Source organism: Cereibacter sp. Soil_C_27 (assembly GCF_057657095.1).
Genome location: NZ_JBDGJD010000002.1, coordinates 746,692 through 762,192, shown reverse-complemented (window position 1 = coordinate 762,192; position 15,501 = coordinate 746,692). Strand labels below are relative to the sequence as shown.

The 15,501-nt window shown below is 65.1% G+C and carries 24 protein-coding genes and 1 tRNA gene; 11 read left to right on the top strand and 14 right to left on the bottom strand.

Going from position 1 to position 15,501, the window contains the following annotated elements; all coding sequences use genetic code 11:
• Positions 1–133: 133 nt before the first annotated feature.
• Together dksA and AC3A5Z_RS10710 are read left to right on the top strand one after the other, a co-directional pair.
• Positions 134–556: an RNA polymerase-binding protein DksA gene (gene dksA, locus AC3A5Z_RS10715; protein WP_487519336.1), complete on the top strand. Its 423-nt coding sequence runs from the start codon at positions 134–136 to the stop codon at positions 554–556.
• 93 nt (positions 557–649) lie between these two features.
• A complete protein-coding gene (locus tag AC3A5Z_RS10710) occupies positions 650–1,834 on the top strand; it encodes an FAD-dependent monooxygenase (RefSeq protein WP_487519335.1) in 1,185 nt (394 codons plus the stop codon).
• Here the strand turns inward: AC3A5Z_RS10710 and xth are convergent.
• The 3 genes from xth to AC3A5Z_RS10695 all read right to left on the bottom strand — a co-directional run bounded on the left by xth (position 1,831) and on the right by AC3A5Z_RS10695 (position 3,791).
• Positions 1,831–2,610, bottom strand: a complete 780-nt coding sequence (gene xth, locus AC3A5Z_RS10705; protein WP_136792807.1) for an exodeoxyribonuclease III — start codon at positions 2,608–2,610, stop codon at positions 1,831–1,833. The two genes, AC3A5Z_RS10710 and xth, sit on opposite strands and share 4 nt — an antisense overlap.
• 25 nt (positions 2,611–2,635) lie before the next feature.
• Positions 2,636–3,349, bottom strand: coding sequence for a hypothetical protein (locus AC3A5Z_RS10700; RefSeq protein ID WP_487519334.1), 714 nt, complete (start codon positions 3,347–3,349; stop codon positions 2,636–2,638).
• Between the two features lie 106 nt (positions 3,350–3,455).
• The gene (locus AC3A5Z_RS10695; protein ID WP_487519333.1) at positions 3,456–3,791 is read right to left on the bottom strand and encodes a HesB/IscA family protein; all 336 of its coding nucleotides are present in this window, start codon (positions 3,789–3,791) and stop codon (positions 3,456–3,458) included.
• A 73-nt stretch (positions 3,792–3,864) separates the two neighbouring features.
• Here AC3A5Z_RS10695 and AC3A5Z_RS10690 point away from each other — a divergent pair, with 73 nt between their 5' ends.
• Positions 3,865–5,031: a deoxyguanosinetriphosphate triphosphohydrolase gene (locus AC3A5Z_RS10690; RefSeq protein WP_487519332.1), complete on the top strand. Its 1,167-nt coding sequence runs from the start codon at positions 3,865–3,867 to the stop codon at positions 5,029–5,031.
• A 475-nt stretch (positions 5,032–5,506) separates the two neighbouring features.
• Here the strand turns inward: AC3A5Z_RS10690 and AC3A5Z_RS10685 are convergent, their stop codons facing one another.
• On the bottom strand, positions 5,507–5,971 hold the full coding sequence (locus tag AC3A5Z_RS10685) for a disulfide bond formation protein B (protein ID WP_487519331.1): 465 nt from the start codon (positions 5,969–5,971) through the stop codon (positions 5,507–5,509).
• A gap of 131 nt (positions 5,972–6,102) precedes the next feature.
• Between AC3A5Z_RS10685 and ypfJ the strand changes: the two genes are divergently transcribed.
• From ypfJ to AC3A5Z_RS10670, 3 genes are all read left to right on the top strand, one after another.
• The gene (gene ypfJ, locus AC3A5Z_RS10680; protein ID WP_487519330.1) at positions 6,103–6,945 is read left to right on the top strand and encodes a KPN_02809 family neutral zinc metallopeptidase; all 843 of its coding nucleotides are present in this window, start codon (positions 6,103–6,105) and stop codon (positions 6,943–6,945) included.
• Between the two features lie 53 nt (positions 6,946–6,998).
• Positions 6,999–7,082: transfer RNA gene (locus AC3A5Z_RS10675), tRNA-Leu, on the top strand.
• A 628-nt stretch (positions 7,083–7,710) separates the two neighbouring features.
• Positions 7,711–8,889 (top strand): SEC-C domain-containing protein, encoded by a 1,179-nt coding sequence (locus AC3A5Z_RS10670; RefSeq protein WP_487519329.1) that lies wholly within the window; start codon positions 7,711–7,713, stop codon positions 8,887–8,889.
• A gap of 212 nt (positions 8,890–9,101) precedes the next feature.
• On the opposite strand, the gene AC3A5Z_RS10665 is transcribed toward AC3A5Z_RS10670, so the two are convergent.
• From AC3A5Z_RS10665 to AC3A5Z_RS10620, 10 genes are all read right to left on the bottom strand, one after another.
• On the bottom strand, positions 9,102–9,284 hold the full coding sequence (locus AC3A5Z_RS10665; protein WP_487519328.1) for a helix-turn-helix transcriptional regulator: 183 nt from the start codon (positions 9,282–9,284) through the stop codon (positions 9,102–9,104).
• A gap of 47 nt (positions 9,285–9,331) precedes the next feature.
• Entirely contained in the window at positions 9,332–9,505 is a 174-nt protein-coding gene (locus AC3A5Z_RS10660) for a hypothetical protein (protein ID WP_487519327.1), read from the bottom strand.
• Positions 9,502–10,131, bottom strand: coding sequence for a hypothetical protein (locus tag AC3A5Z_RS10655; protein WP_487519326.1), 630 nt, complete (start codon positions 10,129–10,131; stop codon positions 9,502–9,504). The genes AC3A5Z_RS10660 and AC3A5Z_RS10655 overlap by 4 nt, the downstream gene beginning before the upstream one ends.
• Positions 10,128–10,760, bottom strand: coding sequence for an HNH endonuclease (locus AC3A5Z_RS10650; protein ID WP_487519325.1), 633 nt, complete (start codon positions 10,758–10,760; stop codon positions 10,128–10,130). The genes AC3A5Z_RS10655 and AC3A5Z_RS10650 overlap by 4 nt, the downstream gene beginning before the upstream one ends.
• Positions 10,757–10,996, bottom strand: coding sequence for a hypothetical protein (locus tag AC3A5Z_RS10645; RefSeq protein WP_487519324.1), 240 nt, complete (start codon positions 10,994–10,996; stop codon positions 10,757–10,759). Before AC3A5Z_RS10645 ends, AC3A5Z_RS10650 begins: the two co-directional genes overlap by 4 nt.
• 243 nt (positions 10,997–11,239) lie before the next feature.
• A complete protein-coding gene (locus AC3A5Z_RS10640; protein ID WP_487519323.1) occupies positions 11,240–11,443 on the bottom strand; it encodes a DUF1382 family protein in 204 nt (67 codons plus the stop codon).
• Positions 11,444–11,692: 249 nt separating this feature from the next.
• A complete protein-coding gene (locus AC3A5Z_RS10635) occupies positions 11,693–12,559 on the bottom strand; it encodes a DUF2303 family protein (protein WP_487519322.1) in 867 nt (288 codons plus the stop codon).
• A gap of 24 nt (positions 12,560–12,583) precedes the next feature.
• On the bottom strand, positions 12,584–12,910 hold the full coding sequence (locus tag AC3A5Z_RS10630; protein ID WP_487519321.1) for a hypothetical protein: 327 nt from the start codon (positions 12,908–12,910) through the stop codon (positions 12,584–12,586).
• Between the two features lie 81 nt (positions 12,911–12,991).
• Positions 12,992–13,462 carry a hypothetical protein gene (locus tag AC3A5Z_RS10625; protein ID WP_487519320.1) on the bottom strand — a complete coding sequence of 157 codons (471 nt, stop codon included), beginning with the start codon at positions 13,460–13,462 and terminating at the stop codon, positions 12,992–12,994.
• Between the two features lie 323 nt (positions 13,463–13,785).
• Entirely contained in the window at positions 13,786–14,106 is a 321-nt protein-coding gene (locus AC3A5Z_RS10620) for a helix-turn-helix transcriptional regulator (RefSeq protein ID WP_487519319.1), read from the bottom strand.
• 86 nt (positions 14,107–14,192) lie between these two features.
• Between AC3A5Z_RS10620 and AC3A5Z_RS10615 the strand changes: the two genes are divergently transcribed.
• The 5 genes from AC3A5Z_RS10615 (at position 14,193) to AC3A5Z_RS10595 (ending at position 15,450) form a co-directional block, all read left to right on the top strand.
• Positions 14,193–14,399 (top strand): helix-turn-helix domain-containing protein, encoded by a 207-nt coding sequence (locus AC3A5Z_RS10615; protein WP_487519318.1) that lies wholly within the window; start codon positions 14,193–14,195, stop codon positions 14,397–14,399.
• A 74-nt stretch (positions 14,400–14,473) separates the two neighbouring features.
• Positions 14,474–14,701 (top strand): hypothetical protein, encoded by a 228-nt coding sequence (locus AC3A5Z_RS10610; protein ID WP_487519148.1) that lies wholly within the window; start codon positions 14,474–14,476, stop codon positions 14,699–14,701.
• Positions 14,701–14,853, top strand: coding sequence for a hypothetical protein (locus tag AC3A5Z_RS10605; protein WP_487519317.1), 153 nt, complete (start codon positions 14,701–14,703; stop codon positions 14,851–14,853). Before AC3A5Z_RS10610 ends, AC3A5Z_RS10605 begins: the two co-directional genes overlap by 1 nt.
• Entirely contained in the window at positions 14,850–14,972 is a 123-nt protein-coding gene (locus AC3A5Z_RS10600) for a hypothetical protein (RefSeq protein WP_487519316.1), read from the top strand. The genes AC3A5Z_RS10605 and AC3A5Z_RS10600 overlap by 4 nt, the downstream gene beginning before the upstream one ends.
• Positions 14,973–15,009: 37 nt before the next feature.
• Positions 15,010–15,450, top strand: a complete 441-nt coding sequence (locus AC3A5Z_RS10595) for a winged helix-turn-helix domain-containing protein (protein WP_487519314.1) — start codon at positions 15,010–15,012, stop codon at positions 15,448–15,450.
• Positions 15,451–15,501 lie beyond the last annotated feature (51 nt).

The window sequence follows — 15,501 nt, the reverse complement described above, 5'->3', positions numbered from 1 at the left end:
TGAATCCTCCGCAACCCACGCGCGGTGACTAGTGACATTCCAATTGGCATGGAGTAATGGACGCGCATTAAGGGAGCGCCGGATGACACTAACGCACAGCTCGGAGCCTTCCGGCCTGCAAGAGAGAGCAGCCATGAAAGCAGAGATCTTTCTACCAGACGATTATCGCCCTGCTGAAACCGAACCATTCATGAATGACCGGCAGCTGGAATATTTTCGCCGGAAGCTGATTAACTGGAAACAGGAGCTGATGTCGCAGAGCGCCGAAACGATCGAGGGTCTGCAGGAGTCGGGTCGCAACGTGCCCGACATCGCCGACCGCGCCTCGGAAGAGACCGATCGCGCCCTCGAGCTGCGCACCCGCGACCGTCAGCGCAAGCTGGTCTCCAAGATCGACGCCGCGCTGCGGCGGATCGAGAACGGCGAATACGGCTATTGCGAGGTGTCGGGCGAGCCGATCTCGCTGCGCCGACTCGATGCGCGGCCCATCGCCACGATGACGCTTGAAGCGCAGGAAAAGCACGAACGCCGTGAAAAAGTGCACCGCGACGAGTGACCGCAGCGGCGCATCGCGTCTTGCCTCCGGCAAGACGGGCATGAAACATGACGCCGGGCCCTTGCGCCCGGCGTCTGCATTCAGGGGGAACGGATGAGCCTGGTCGGAACCGAGGTGACGGTGCTGGGGGCAGGCGTCGCCGGGCTCGCCGTGGCGCGGGCGCTGGCGCTGCACGGGGCCGACGTGACGGTGCTCGAGCAGGCCGAGGCGATCCGCGAGGTTGGCGCCGGGCTGCAGATCTCGCCCAATGGCGCGGCGGTGCTGCGCGCGCTGGGGCTGGGCGAGGCGCTGGAAGCCGCCTCGATGCGGGCGCAGGCGGTGCAGCTGCACGATGGCCGGTCGGGCGCCCTGGTGATGAAGCTCGATCTGGCGCGGCTGCGGCCGGGGCAGGGCTATCACCTGATGCACCGCGCCGACCTGATCGACCTTCTTGCCGAAGGCGCCCGGGCGGCGGGCGTGCATATACGCCTCCTGCAGAAGATCGAGACGGTCGATGTCACCGGCCCCGCGCCGCGCATCGTCACGGCGCAGGGCGCGGAATACGCGCCCGCGCTGCTGATCGGCGCCGACGGTCTGCATTCGCTGGTCCGCTCGGCATTGAACGGCCCGTCAGAGCCCTTCTTCACCAATCAGGTCGCCTGGCGCGCGATCATTCCGGCGACGCCGGGCGAGCCGGTGATGGCCGAGGTGCATATGGGCGAGGGGCGGCATCTGGTCAGCTACCCGCTGCGCGGCGGCACCCAGCGCAACATCGTCGCCGTCGAGGAACGCCGCCGCTGGGTGCAGGAGGGCTGGACCCTGCGCGACGATCCGGTGGACCTCCGCCTCGCTTTCTCCCGCTTCAACGGCCGGGTGCGCAACTGGCTGGAGCAGGTGCCCGACGTCTGGCTCTGGGGTCTCTTCCGCCACCCGGTCGCCCCGGTCTGGTATCGCGGCAATGCCTGTATCCTCGGCGACGCCGCCCACCCGACGCTGCCCTTCCTCGCCCAGGGCGCCAACATGGCGCTGGAGGATGCCTGGGTGCTGGCCGACTGCCTCGCCACCTACGGGCTGCAGGCGGGTCTCGCCACCTACGAGGAACGCCGCGCCCCGCGCTGCCGCCGCGTCGTGCAGGCCGCCAACACCAACGCCCGCGCCTACCACCTGCGCAGCCCGCTGAAGGAGGTGGCGCATCTGGGGCTGAAGCTCGGCTCGAAACTGCTGCCCGGCCTGCCGCTGAACCGCTTCGACTGGCTCTACGGCCACGACGTGACGAGGCTCGACATCACCAAACCTTAGGCGTCCAGCTCGATCCAGACCGGCACATGGTCCGAGGGCTTGTCGCCGGCCCGCACCTCCTTGTCGATCCGCGCGTCGAGCAAGAGATCCGCGGCCTGCGGGCTCAACAGCAGATGGTCGATCCGGATGCCGTTGTTCTTCTCCCAGGCGCCCGCCTGATAATCCCAGAACGAGTACTGCCCCGGCGCCGGCTGCCGCGCCCGGAAGGCATCGGTCAGCCCGAGGTTCACCAGCCGCCGGAACGCCGCCCGCGTCTCGGGCAGGAACAGCGCATCCTCGGTCCAGAGCTCCGGCCGCGCCGCATCCTCGGCCTGCGGGATCACGTTGTAATCCCCCGCCAGCACCAGAGGCTCCTCCAGCGCCAGCAAGGCCTCGGCCCGCGCCTGCATCCGCGCCATCCAGGCGAGCTTGTAGTCGTATTTCGGCCCCGGCGCCGGATTGCCGTTCGGCAGGTAGAGCCCGCAGACCCGCACCGCGCGCTTGCCGACCACCGTCGCCTCGATCCAGCGCGCCTGCAGATCCTCATCGTCGCCGGGCAGCCCCCGCACCACATCCTCCAGGGGCAGCCGCGACAGGATCGCCACGCCGTTGAAGCCCTTCTGGCCATGGGTCTCCAGCACCCAGCCCGCATCCTCGAAGACCGCGCGCGGGAAGCTCTCGTCGACCGACTTGATCTCCTGCAGCAGCACCACGTCGGGCTCTGCCGCCGCCAGCCATTCCGGCAGCGCCTCGATCCGGGCCTTGATGCCGTTGATGTTGAATGTCGCGATCTTCATGGGGCGCCTCCGGCTTTGCCCCTGTCTAGGAGGCAACGCGCCCGCGTTCAACCCGCGCCGCCGCGAGCCACAGCGCATCCACCGCGTCGAGTGCCTGCGGATCGAAGCGCGCGGCCTCCTCCCAGTACCGCCCCGAGGGCACCAGATAGCCAAGCGCCGCCTCCAGCGCCAAGGCTTCCGCCGCCCGCCGCTCGTCCACTGCGGGCACCCGCACAGCCCCAAGCCCGCCCGGCGCACAGCGCGGAAACACCAGGCGCGACGGCCCGCCCGACAGGTTCACCATGGCGCAGCCGTGCAGTGCCGCCAGCACCATCAGCCGCGCCGCCTTAGCCTCGAGACAGCGCAGCGTGATGTCATCCCGCAGGGGGTCCGCCGTGCCCGTGCCATAGAAATGCGTCTGCCCCTCTGCCGGATAATGCATGTCGCAACCCAGCATGGCGATCACCCGCGGCTCCTGCGCCAGCGCCCAATAGCCCGCGGTGAAGGCCATCGTGCCCCCGGCATAGACGAAACCGCCATAGCGGTTCTGCGCCGGCACGAAGGCCTCCTGCGTCACCAGCCGCTGCCCCGGCCCGGGCCGGGGCCGGCGCTCCTCGGGGAAATCCCAGGGGTGGATCAGCGCATCCCAGTCGGGCCGCACCCGCCAAGCATTGTTGATCGCCAGCAGCCGGTCAAAGTCGCGCGACCAGTCGCGCGCCGCCACCACCCCCGGACCGGACCCCAGAACCACATATTCCATCGCATCCCCGCATCCCTGCCGAACAGGGATATAGCGGCAGGGGCGGGCAGGGCGAGGGGTAGCCGGATTTTTCCGCGCGGACGGGGGTTTGTCCGGACGGGGGGTGTCAGATCGAGAAGGAGGTGCCGCAGCCGCAGGAGCTCGAGGCGTTCGGGTTCTCGATCACGAAACGCGCGCCGATCAGCTCCTCCGAGAAATCGATCACCGCATTCGACAGGAAGGGCAGCGAGACCTGATCGACCAGCACCTTAAGCCCGTCCTTCTCCAGCACCAGATCGTCCGCCGCCGGATCGTCGAGCTTGATGTCATATTGAAAACCCGAGCAGCCGCCGCCCTCGACAGCGACGCGCAGCGCGCGCGCCTCGCCCGAGGTTTCGGCAATCTCGGCCAGCCGGGCGAAGGCCCGGTCGGTCACGCGGGGGGGCAGGGTGAGGCCGTTCATGCGAAATCCCGTGTCAATCGGTTACCAACCCCATATAGGTTGCACAAAACAGGTCACAAGAACAGGCAGATCAATGTTGGCCCCCTATGCCTGCCAGCCCGGCGCCAGCCGCGGTCGGCTCCACCCCGAGCGCATGTCGAGCTTCCGCTCGCCGTTCCAGCGCGACCGCGACCGGATCATCCATTCCTCCGCCTTCCGGCGGCTGAAACACAAGACCCAGGTCTTCGTGGAACACGAGGGCGATTACTACCGCACCCGTCTCACCCATTCGATCGAAGTGGCCCAGGTCGCCCGCACCATCGCCGGGGTGCTCGGGCTCAACACCGATCTGGCCGAATGCATCGCCCTGGCACATGATCTCGGCCATACCCCCTTCGGCCATACCGGCGAGGATGCCCTCGGCCTCCTGATGCAGCCCTATGGCGGCTTCGACCACAACGCCCAGGCGATCCGCATCGTCACGAGGCTGGAACGGCACTACGCCGATTTCGACGGTCTGAACCTGACCTGGGAATCGCTGGAAGGCATCGCCAAGCACAACGGTCCGCTTGTCCGGCTCGGGCCGGACGGGGGCCCTGTCGAGGCCGAGCTGCCCTATGCCCTGGCCGAGGCCAATGCCGCCTGGGATCTCGAACTCGATACCTATGCCAGCGCCGAGGCGCAGGTCGCGGCCATCGCCGATGACGTGGCCTATTCGCATCACGACCTGCACGACGGGCTGCGCTCGGGCCTCTTCGACGAGAACGACCTGATGCAGCTCCCGGTCACCGGCCCGGCCTTCGCCGAGGTCGACGCGCTCTATCCGGGGCTGGAGCCGATGCGCCGCCGCCACGAGGCGCTGCGCCGGGTCTTCGGCCGCATGGTCGAGGATGTGATCGCCGTGGCGCAGGGCAGGCTCGAAGCCGCCCGCCCGCAATCGGTGGAAGAGATCCGCGGCATGGGCGCCACGGTGATCCGCTTCTCGAAACCGCTCTATCAGGAGCTGAAGGCGATCCGCAGCTTCCTGTTCCACCGGATGTACCGCGCGCCCTCGGTGATGCGGGAGCGCGCCAAGGTGACGCGGGTGGTGAACGACCTCTTCCCGCTGTTCATGGCCCGGCCCGAGCTTCTCCCCGCCGAATGGCGCGCCGACGTGGCCGCCGCCGCAGATGAGGTGACGCTCGCCCGCATCGTCGCCGATTACGTCGCCGGCATGACCGACCGCTTCGCCCTGCAGGAACACACCCGCCTCTGCGGCTGAGTCGAATAGAAGGCAGGCCCGCCTCCCTCTCCGCTTGCCCAAGTATCCCCGGGGGGCAGACAGCCCCCAGCGTCCCCGTCCCCGAGGCGCGCTCGGCGCCAAACGAGGCGGATGAGGTCACCGTTGCCCGCATCGTCGCCGATGAGGTGGCTGGCCTGACCGAGCGCTTTGCCCTGTAGAAGCAAACCCGTCTCTTTGGCTGAGGCCAAAAGAAGGCAGCCCCTCTGCCTTCCCTCTCACCTTGCCCAAATATCCTCGGGGGGCGCCGGACCGCAGGTCCGGCCGGGGGGCAGACAGCCCCCCGTCGCCAGCGCCCCAAGGCGCCGCACCGGCCTCTCCGGGCGAAAAACTTCGCAGAAGTTTTGCCGGACCCGCCGCCGCTTTGCGCCCCGCGCCAAGCGGTTAAGAAACCCCTAACGCCGGAAGAAATCTCGATCAAAACCAGCGGCTTGGCTCAATTTTCACGCGTGAGACGTCACGCCTTGCGCAGCGCCGCAGCAATCCAGATCCCCGCCAGCAGCAGCGAGGCGATGACATTCCACCCCGCCATCGACACCCCCAGCATCTGCCAGGCGATCGCATCGCAGCGCACCACCTGCGCCACATCCACCGCCGGGTTCAGCAGATCCTCCACCGAGACCCCCGCCAGCGACCCGCCGGAACAGGAGGCGAGACCCGCCCACCAGCCCTGCTCGACCCCGACATGGAAGGCCCCGATCCCCGCCGAAACCAGCGCCCCCGCCGCCCCGAGCCAGGCCAGCAGCCGCGACGGCGCCTCGAGCGCGATCAACCCCGCCGCCAGCGCGACAGCATGCGGCCAGCGCTGCCAGATGCAGAGCTGGCAGGGCGGCATCCCGCCGAGATATTGAAAGGCAAAGGCCCCCAGCAGCAACGCCGCCGATCCGGCCCCGGCCAGCACCATCAAACCCTGTCGTGACATCCCGCTCTCCTGCAGCCCCGGCCCGGGTTGCAACACGCAGCCCTTCGCGGGTCAAGGGCCGAAAAAATCCGCTTGGCGGAACCAAAGCCCCGCGGCAGCCTTGAGCCTGCGCAACAGCGAGGGGGCAGCGGATGGATTGGCGGGGCAGGCGGGGCAGCCGCAATATCGAGGACCGCCGCGGCACCTCGATCGGGCGGGCAGGCGGGGTCGGCGGCGTCGGCGTGATCGCCGTGCTGCTGATCGGCTATTTCCTCGGCATCGACGTGACGCCGCTCCTCGACCAGGGCGGCGGCCAGACCGTGACCCAGAACGAGATCACCCCCGCCGACGAGGAAGCCGCCGATTTCGTCTCGGTCACCCTCGCCGATACCGAGGAGGTCTGGGCCGAGGTGTTCCGCGAGCAGGTCGAGGGCGCCTACCGCCCGGTTACGCTCGTGCTCTTCAAGGGCGCCACCCAATCGCCCTGCGGCGGAGCCTCGGGCGCCACCGGGCCGTTCTACTGCCCGACCGATCAGAAGGTCTACCTCGACACCGATTTCTTCACCACGATGGAACGCCAGCTCGGAGCCGGGGGCGATTTCGCCTCGGCCTATGTGGTCGCCCATGAGGTGGCCCACCACGTCCAGGACGAGCTCGGCATCCTCGCCCGGGCCAACGAGGTCCGCGCACAGGCCAGCGAGACCGAGAGCAACCGGATTTCGGTGATGATCGAGCTGCAGGCCGACTGCTATTCCGGCATCTGGGCCCGCCATGCCGAGGCGCAGTTCGGCAGCATCGAGCCCGGCGATCTGGAGGAGGCGGTGAACGCCGCCCGGCAGATCGGCGATGACACGCTGCAGCGCAACGCCGGCCGCCGCCCGATGCCGCATACCTTCACCCACGGCACCTCCGAGCAGCGCGCGCGCTGGTTCGAGCGCGGCTACGAGACCGGCGCGCTCCAGCAGTGCGACACCTTCGCCGCACGGCAGCTCTGAGCCACGCGCAGCCGATTGACCCGCGCCCGCACCCGCGTTACATCAGCGCCCGTGCGGGTGTGGCGGAATGGTAGACGCGAGGGTCTCAAACACCCTTTCCTCACGGAGTGTCGGTTCGAGTCCGACCACCCGCACCAATTGGCGGAAATTTATGCAATGAAACCGGTCGGTTAACTTTTCGCGAGTGATTGGGCCCCACAGATAGCCCCCGAAATTTCATCTGCTGGCCTCTTTTGCTCGCCGGCTCACCAACCACGGTTTGACCCCCGATCTCGCGCATGAGTCTCGCCGTTACCAAGGTCTCGGCTCCTCCCGGGGAAGCGCAGCAGCCCAGAGGTGCGTAGACTTCGCGTATCCCTCTGATTCCGCCAGAAGTCTGCGCTCTTGCCAATTCTTTGCCACTGAGCAGGCACGGCGATATGCGGAAATTTTTGCAGCGGTGACCAATCGCCGCAAGTCGAGCTGTCTCTGTGTGACAGTCACCGTGCAGGATATCTATCAATGCCGAACTTAGCACGGAGCCAATGTAGTGTTTGCCGCCTGACACAAGACACCTAATGACGGCTTTGAGCCCATCACTGACACCTAGGCAGACCGCAGCATGACGTCGATCTTCGCAGCTGCGGCGGAAGGCGCGGCCCTTCACTGCCGTTGGAGCGTCTACGCTGCGCCATCATCATTTCATAGCCAAAGATATGGATTGCATCTACCGAGTAAAATGCGATGTCCATATCTGTTACTTCCAGAAATCTGAGGAGCGCTACGATGGCAATTCACCCATCTCTTACGGCACCAAGGCTTCCCCTCAATCTCCTTGCTCTGAACCCGTCGGAGAAGATGGGCAGAAACGAACAGTGCTGGTGCCTGTCGGGGAAGAAATACAAGTTCTGCCACCTCGACCGGGAAACCCAAGCGAGGAGCAACGTCTTCGACCACGAGCGGGAGATGCTCAACGAAATGCGGCAGGGGTATTGCTCCTTCCCTGGTCCAATTCCGGAATCCCCTTGCAGTTCGACGATTACTAAGGCCCACACGGTTCAAAAGAACGGCGGGATGGCGGCCATTTCCGAAGAAAATCACGTTCTTTCCGTCAAGCCTGTCATGAAGGAAATGATCGCAACGAATGGAAATCCGCAACCTAGGCGAGTGGGAGTGAACTTGGCCTCGGTCTTCCCTGGATTTTGCAGTTACCACGATTCGGAGCTCTTCAAGAAGATCGAGGGCAAGACCGTGCAGCTAGACGCTGAAACGGCCTTTCTATTCTCGTATCGAGCGATTGCATATGAGGCCTTCTCAAAAGCCGCCCAACAGCGTTTCAGCACTCATCTCCGTGACGGGGATAAGGGGATGCCATTCTGGAAGCAAGCGCAATTACAGTCCTTACTCTACCATATGCAGATTGGTATTGAGATCGGACTGCGTGAATTAGGCGATTGGAAGGAGAAATTTGATGCGCAACTTCTATCAGGCCCGCAAGAGACTTTCCATTTCGCGGTCTTCCGGTTTGACAGTGTGCTTCCGGTTGTCGCTTGTGGGGCGTTTCATCCCGAATTCGATCTCGGAGGGGTACGATTGCAGCAACTGGGTCAGGACACGTTCCCTCTCGATCACATAACCCTCACAGTAACTGCCTTTGACGGGTCGACAATTGCGGTGTTTGGCTGGATTGGACCAGTCGACGGTCCGGCGCATGCATTGGTGAACTCCTACCAAAACGTCGATGAAAACCGGAAGGCCGATGCGCTTCTGCGCCTGCTCTTTATACACACCGACAATCTGTTTTTGCGCCCAAGCTGGTGGACACAGTTGCCGGACGATCAGAAGAGGGTACTGAACAATATGACACGTAGTGGATCCCATCTACAGGCTCGAACTGGGAGAGAACTATCGGACGATCGGAAAACATTTCTTGCCGCAAGGGTAATTGAGAGCCGCCTCGGGTGACATCGTCGCACTATCTTCAGCCGGCTTCTCTCATGAGCAGGTCGATCTAGCGGGAACACTTGGTCCGCAGAACGCAGATGCAGCGAACAACCGCTTCGTCCGCATAGCTGACATTTGTCGCTGATTGCGTTTGGCACATCTGAAACTTGAGTCAGACGGCGACACTAGCGTAGCGAAAGGCAAATCGCGGCCGCCGCAAATCGAAACGAGCACTATTTTCCGTCCCCCTTTTCGATCCATGCCGCGACCTCGGCCACCTTTAGCAGGCTCGCTCCGCCGCGCTTGTAGATCGTGATGGCGTCGGCCTTGGCATGGCGACGGATGGTGCTCTCGGAAACTCCGAAGACTCGATGCACGTCTGAGACGCGGATGAACAGGGGTTGTGCTTCGGTCATCGTGCGTCCTTCTTCCTCCTGATCTCGCGATGCGCCGCTTCCACCGCTCACGCGTCGTCCTCAAAAAACTGGCGGTAGCGCCCATGCTCTAGGTCCCGCAGGCGGGCGTAGAGACTGATCCAGTCGGGCAGGGCGCTCGCCGGGATCGTCTGCGACCAAGTGGCCTTAGCCATGTGAACGGAGCTGGCACCGGGCGCGATGGTGACGGCGAGGGCGGTCATGCTGCCACCTCATAATCGCTCGCCCGCTCCAGCCTCTTGCGGCAGGGCGGGATCCACTCGAAGCGTGTCCCGGGTGCGTTGGCCCGCATATCCCAGACTAACCAGCAGTAGGCCGTTGCGGTGCTGCCCCTTGCGGAAAGCTCTCCCTTGTGCATCACGACGCGCTCCGAGAACTGCAGCACCGACGTCGGTGGCGTCTTGCTGAAGAGGTCTCGGTAGCGCCCGACGCCCTCAAGGAAGGCGCTCCGCACGATCACGGCGACACCGTGCGTGCTGGTCGCTCGCGCACGCTCGATGAACCGCTCTGCTAGGCGGAAAGGCGGATTGGTGATCGTCCAGTCGACCGGCTTGGGGTTCGGCCCGAAGAGATAGTCGCGCTGGGTGAAACCCGCGCCATAGTCGAAGATGTCGGAACCTTCGACGCGACCGAAGCACTCGGTCAGCGGGCGCACCATGTGCCCGCGGTTCGCCGCTGGCTCGCGACAGGTCAGGTGGCTGGTCATCTGGCTGCCGAAGATATGCTGGAGCAGCGCCCGCGTCGCCCAAGGCGGCGTCGGAAAATCGTCGAGGCTGTCGTGCGGCTCGGACCGCTGCTGCATCACGGCGGAGGATCGGTTCTGGGTCATGCCGTGCCTTTTCTCGCTGCCCTAGCCCGGTGCTCGAGCTTCGCGATGGCCATGATCGTGGGCTTCAGCTCGGGCAGGGCAGCGTCATAGTCTCGACCGAAACGGCCATTCAGCCTGGGCAGCATCGCTTGCGGGATCGGTTCCCAGTTCGATGGATCCGTGTTGGTCTTGTCGGCGCTCAGGCACTTCAGGACGTGCCCTGCCGGCACAGGTCCATTCGCCTGCTCCCAGAGCCAGCGATGTTTGAATGCCATGTGCGTCGGCGCTCCCGTCCAAGGGTTTGGCTCCGCAACGCAGATCTTGACGTAGCCATCCCGGTCGATCGACTCTTCGCCGACGTCCAGCTTGTTCACCGGACGCTGTCCCTTCTTGAACCGGGTGGCCGCGCTGTTCGGGTGGTAGGCCATCTTCTTGCCCTTGTTCGGCGGGGTCTGCCCCTTCACGAAGCGGCCGGTCTGGCCGTTGCTCCATCCCCTGCGGCCGCACAGGCGTTTCAGGTTTTCCTCCGTGACATCCTGCCGCTGGAAGAGGAAGCAGAAACGCTTGTGCATTTGGTTCCGAGCCAGATCCTTGTTGCGCTCGATCCAAGCCAGCTCCTCGGGATCATAGTGGATCGCGCGGCCCTTCATTCTGCCTTGCCCCCGAGCTGCGGCAGCATGGGCAGCACCTGGGCCCCGTGGTCGGCGTAGAGCTTGGCCGCCTTGAGTTGCAGCTCGGCGTTCTTCGTGACCTGGTCGGCCACTGAGACAATGGCGTCGGCGCGCTTCACCTCCTGCTCAATCTGCTCGGGCGTCAGGTTTTCATCCGCGAGCCGCTCCAGCTGGGCGAAGAGGTGGTTGTTCAGGTCGGACATCTTGTTTTTCATGTCATGCGGCTCTCTTCTGCGTGTGCCAAGTCCCGCATTGGCTCCTGTCGGCCATCTTGGACGTCCTCAGCGCCCGGCTGGTCGCACTGGCCGAGGCAGCCGTTGCAGTGCGCGGCGGGCGCGTCGACCACGGCCATTCCGGCGCGGTCGGAGCCGCCGTGCGGACACTGCCATGCTCCGAGCCATGACAGGCTGCGTGCGGGCCACAGGCGGCCAATATGACGCATAGGAGGGCAGGGCGGGTCATGTGGTGGCGCATGGCATCTGCTCGCGCTCAGCCGCCTGCGCTAGCCCCTCCAGAGCCTGACCCTGCTGGAGCAGGAGCAGCACCTGTGCCTCTTCGCTCGCCGCAGGGATCACGACGAAGGCGATGTACGCCTTGGCCAGCACGTGCGCGATCTCCAGCTGGTCGCGCAACTGGGGCGGCGAGGTGCGGACCGCTGTCATGCTGCACCGCCTTCACTGGTCGCGGATTGTGCGCGCCAGGCAGCGGCGAGCTGCTGCAGGGCCTCGTCGGCGCGGTCGAGCGGGGTGGGGGTGGCGTGAAACATCGATGTCTCCTGTGGCTCTCGGGATGCCAGCCCGCGAAGGGCCCGCGTCCGAAGGGTCATGGGGCGGGAAAAGCCCCCGGCGCGCTGGCCGGGGTAGTTTCCAACGGGGAGGTTGCGCGGGGGCCCCGCCGCGCCCGGGGTGCCGTCAGTGGGCGCGGCCCATGATCACCGGCAGGCCGGTTTCGTCGGATGCGAGCGTGGCGATCTCGGCGAAGTAGGCGCGGCGCTGGTATTCGACGCGGCGCCACTCAAAGCCGAGCTGCAGCCCGGCGCCGGTGGGGCGGAAGCGGAAGGCCGCCTTCAACTCCACAGGGCGTTCGCCGTTGAAGAGCGGGATGTTCAGCATGAACTCGCGCGGCACGACCACGTTGTTTTCGACCCGCGCCTCCGTTTCAAAGCGGAAGGACCGGTCGCCGGTTTCGAGGCGGGTGCTGCTCTTGAAGGACAGTCCCTGTGTCGCCTCCAGATCGCGGCTGATCTCCACCATGGTCGCGGCCTCCGGGAAGGCTATGTCGATCGCGTTCTCCTCGAGGAAGGCGGCGAACTCGGCCTGGCTGTGCATCTTGCCCTCGACGGCGTTCCAGCGCGTGAACTCCTCGGACGGCAGGATCTTCAGCGTGCAGGTGTGGTTCAGCGGTCCTGCGAAGCCATGGTCCTCGTGCTCGTTGTGCGGGTGCCAGTCGACATGCACGGAGATGGTGCCGGCGTCATAGTCGGCGACGATCAGCGAGGCCTCGGTGCGGAAGCGGTTGGCATAGGCGGTGAGCGAGGCGCGATCGTCGACGGTGACGCGCTGCATGGGGCGCGGCGGCACGCGGTGCGGGTCGGTGATGTCCTTCAGCTGGTAGCCGTTGGGCAGCATGACGTGGTTGCGGCCGTCGATGCCGACGATCACCGGGCTTGCGAGGCGCGCGCCGTCGATTGCGGCGTCAAGGGCGCCGCGCGGGTCCACCGCCAGTTCAAGAACGCCGGGCGGCGCTGCGGGGTTCGTCGAGGGTGTCGGGGATTTCATGGGTCACTCCGGTTGTTGAAGAGGTCAGCCGTCGCGGTCCCGGCGGTTGCCGAGTTCGTCGAACATCTCGTGCTGGTTCGGATCGCGGCGGCTCAGGCGGCCATCGTCGGTCGCGTAATAGATGCCGGTGCCGATCGCGCGGCGCGGCTTCTTCACCGTCATGGTAGGCTGGCATTCGAGCTGCCCCGCCTTGTTCATGGCCAGCGGAAGCACCAACGTGATGGCGCCCTTGCCGCCGGTGAGCTTCACCGCGTCGACCAGCTCGTTGAGCAGACTGTCGCCCTCGGCCAGCAATTCGCCGCGGCGGAAGCTCTGGATGAATTCGAGGAAGTTCAGTTCAGCGCCAGCCATGGGCTTCCTTTCGCGCGATGGAGTGTGGAGGGAGGGGACGGCGTTCATCGGGTTCCTTTCGAGAGACGGGTTAGGGCCGCGTCACATCCCGCGCATTGCCATGCCCTGCGCGACGGTCTCCGCCGCGCGGTCCTGGACGTGCGATCCGGCAGCGGTCACGAGGAACAGGGTCAGCATCAGGACCACGGCGCCCGCGAGGAAGCCGGTCAGATCCGCATGGCGGCGCGGTGTCATGGTTGGGCGTGAGATTGACGTGTTTGTGGGCCAGACGGATGCTGCGCGGCGGCGCCGGTTGTCAGCTGCGATGATCGTGCCGACCGCTTCACACTCGGCCACCGTCAAAGGCGGATAACTGCGAGTCTCGATGTCGGGTGTCGACCAGAGCACGTTGCGCTTTTGGCGCACCAACTCGATATCCTCCCAGCGGTGCGAGGCGGCTAGCACATCGCAGCTAGCCGCGATGTGCTCACGGGTGGCGTCGTCGGAGCGAAGTGTGGCCCGCGCGAGAGCAAAGCCATTGTCAGGTAGAACATGTATGGCGGCGGTCATCATGCGGTCTCCATCGAAGTTGGCGCCAGAAACGGCTTCCGATGGCACAAAACATATAGGATGAAAAACCTACGTCAAGCTATATGTAGGATGAAAAACCTAGGCATGCTTCACGGGCGACTTCGCCAGGCTAAGATCTGGGAGCTGGAGCGGCCTCAGCCATCGCTCACTGATCGCGACAATGGGGCAACCGTACCGCGCGCGGGCAGGTTGACCATCAGGCAGGTTGCCCCCTAATGTGAACGAAATGAGAACTTCGGGGGTGGGTATGGCTGGTGGGTCAGCAACTGATTGTGTCAGGGACGTGCTGGCTGCTCTGAGGCTTATTACCGCTCTTCCGCCGAGCGCTGAGCGCGCATCCCTTGTGCTGCAGCTTGCAGAAGGCGCCGCTCTTCCGGCGTTAGTTGCTCGAGAAGAAACAGTATTTCTGAAATTGCAGGATCTCGGCCCACAGACATGAAATCCTCGATCGTCTCGCCGAGAGCGCGGCAAATCTTCAGCGCCGTGTCGATCCGTGGGCTCCGTCGATGCTTGATCATCTGCCGGATGGTGCTGTTGTCCAAGCCGGCGCGCTTCGCGAGCCCAGCTTCGGTCAGGTTAGGGTCGGATTCGATCCGTTTGATCAGGATGTCGACGAAGTCTTGCATAGGAAAATTGTCCTATAGGGCAGACCCCGCTTCAATCGGATAGAAAACCGTTGACGGTGTAGGATGAAAAACCTACGTTGCCGTTCATGGACCAGCTCATCACCGAAATTCAAGAGTATGCTGCGGCGCGAGGAATTAGCCCTTCGACGGTGCTGCAGAAGGCAGCAGGCCTTAGCGGAAGCGCATGGCGCAAGTGGGAGGCCCGCAGGGCTGAATGCTCGATGGGTACGGCTGATAAGATCCGCGCGTTCATGGCAGATAACCCTCCTCAAGCGAGCGAGGCGGCCGAATGACCGCCCCGCTGCACCATCCTCTCTCTGATCGTCATGCGTCCTCACAAGCACATGATGGCTCAGGAGAGACGCAAATGTCCCATACCAAAGTTTTTGACCCGCGCTGTTTTCGCGCGCGCTTCGCCGACCTCTGGGCCGAGTTCTTGCGGGCGAACTACCGGAGCCCTGAGGAGGTCGCGGTCTGCTACGGCGTCCGCTACCAGACCGCCGTCAACTGGTGGCAAGGCGCGAACCGCCCGAGCGGCGACGTCGTGGCGCTGGCCGGACGCAGGTTCACCGACTTTCTCGAGGGGCGGGGTTGATGCGGCTGCTGATGCTCTATCCCGCCTGGGCAGCGGTCACGCTGCTCATCCTGGCGCTGACGAGCGGGGGCGTTGCCCTCCGCATCGCCGCCGAGCGCCTGACCGGCTGGCAAAAGTTTTTGGCCAAGGAAATTGAGAGGAGACGCGCGTGAGCCGTTCGGTACCTGTCCCTGACCCTTTCGTTGCCGATCCCGAGCCGCGGGGCGCCGCGGTCGCGTTCGCCCTCACGCTGGTCTTCTGGCTCGGCGTGGCCTTGGGGGCGTTGCTGTGAGCAGGACGCCACCCCCAGCCTTTTCCGGGGTGCAGCCGTGACGACAGCCGAGTTTCGCAAGCTCTGGCTCGACAGGAGCCTGACCCTCCAGCAGATCGCAGAGCGCATGGGTCTGAGTTACCAGTGCGTCCAGCAGCGCGCCGCAGCCCGGCGTCTTGGCCCCCGCCCGCGGGGCCACAACGAGCACCTGACCTGGAAACCCTGTGCCGACTTTGCGGACATGTGGCGCGCGGGGGTCGGCCTCGCGGCCTTGGTCGAGTTCTACGGCGTCCGCCACAACACCATCCTGCAGGGCGCGGCGCGGCTCGGCTTGAAGAAACGGAACATCAACCGCCACAGCTCGATCAGCGTCGCCGAGTTTCGTCGGCAGCAAGTGGTGGCGGAAATGGCCGCGGCCGCGGCCGAGACGCGCAAGGCAATGTGGACCTGCGAGATGATCGATCGGCCCAGCGGCGGGCGCTGGAAGGTGGCGGCATGACGGCCCCCTTCATGGACGGCCTCCAGGGGCCGGCGAAGCGGCGGAGGGATG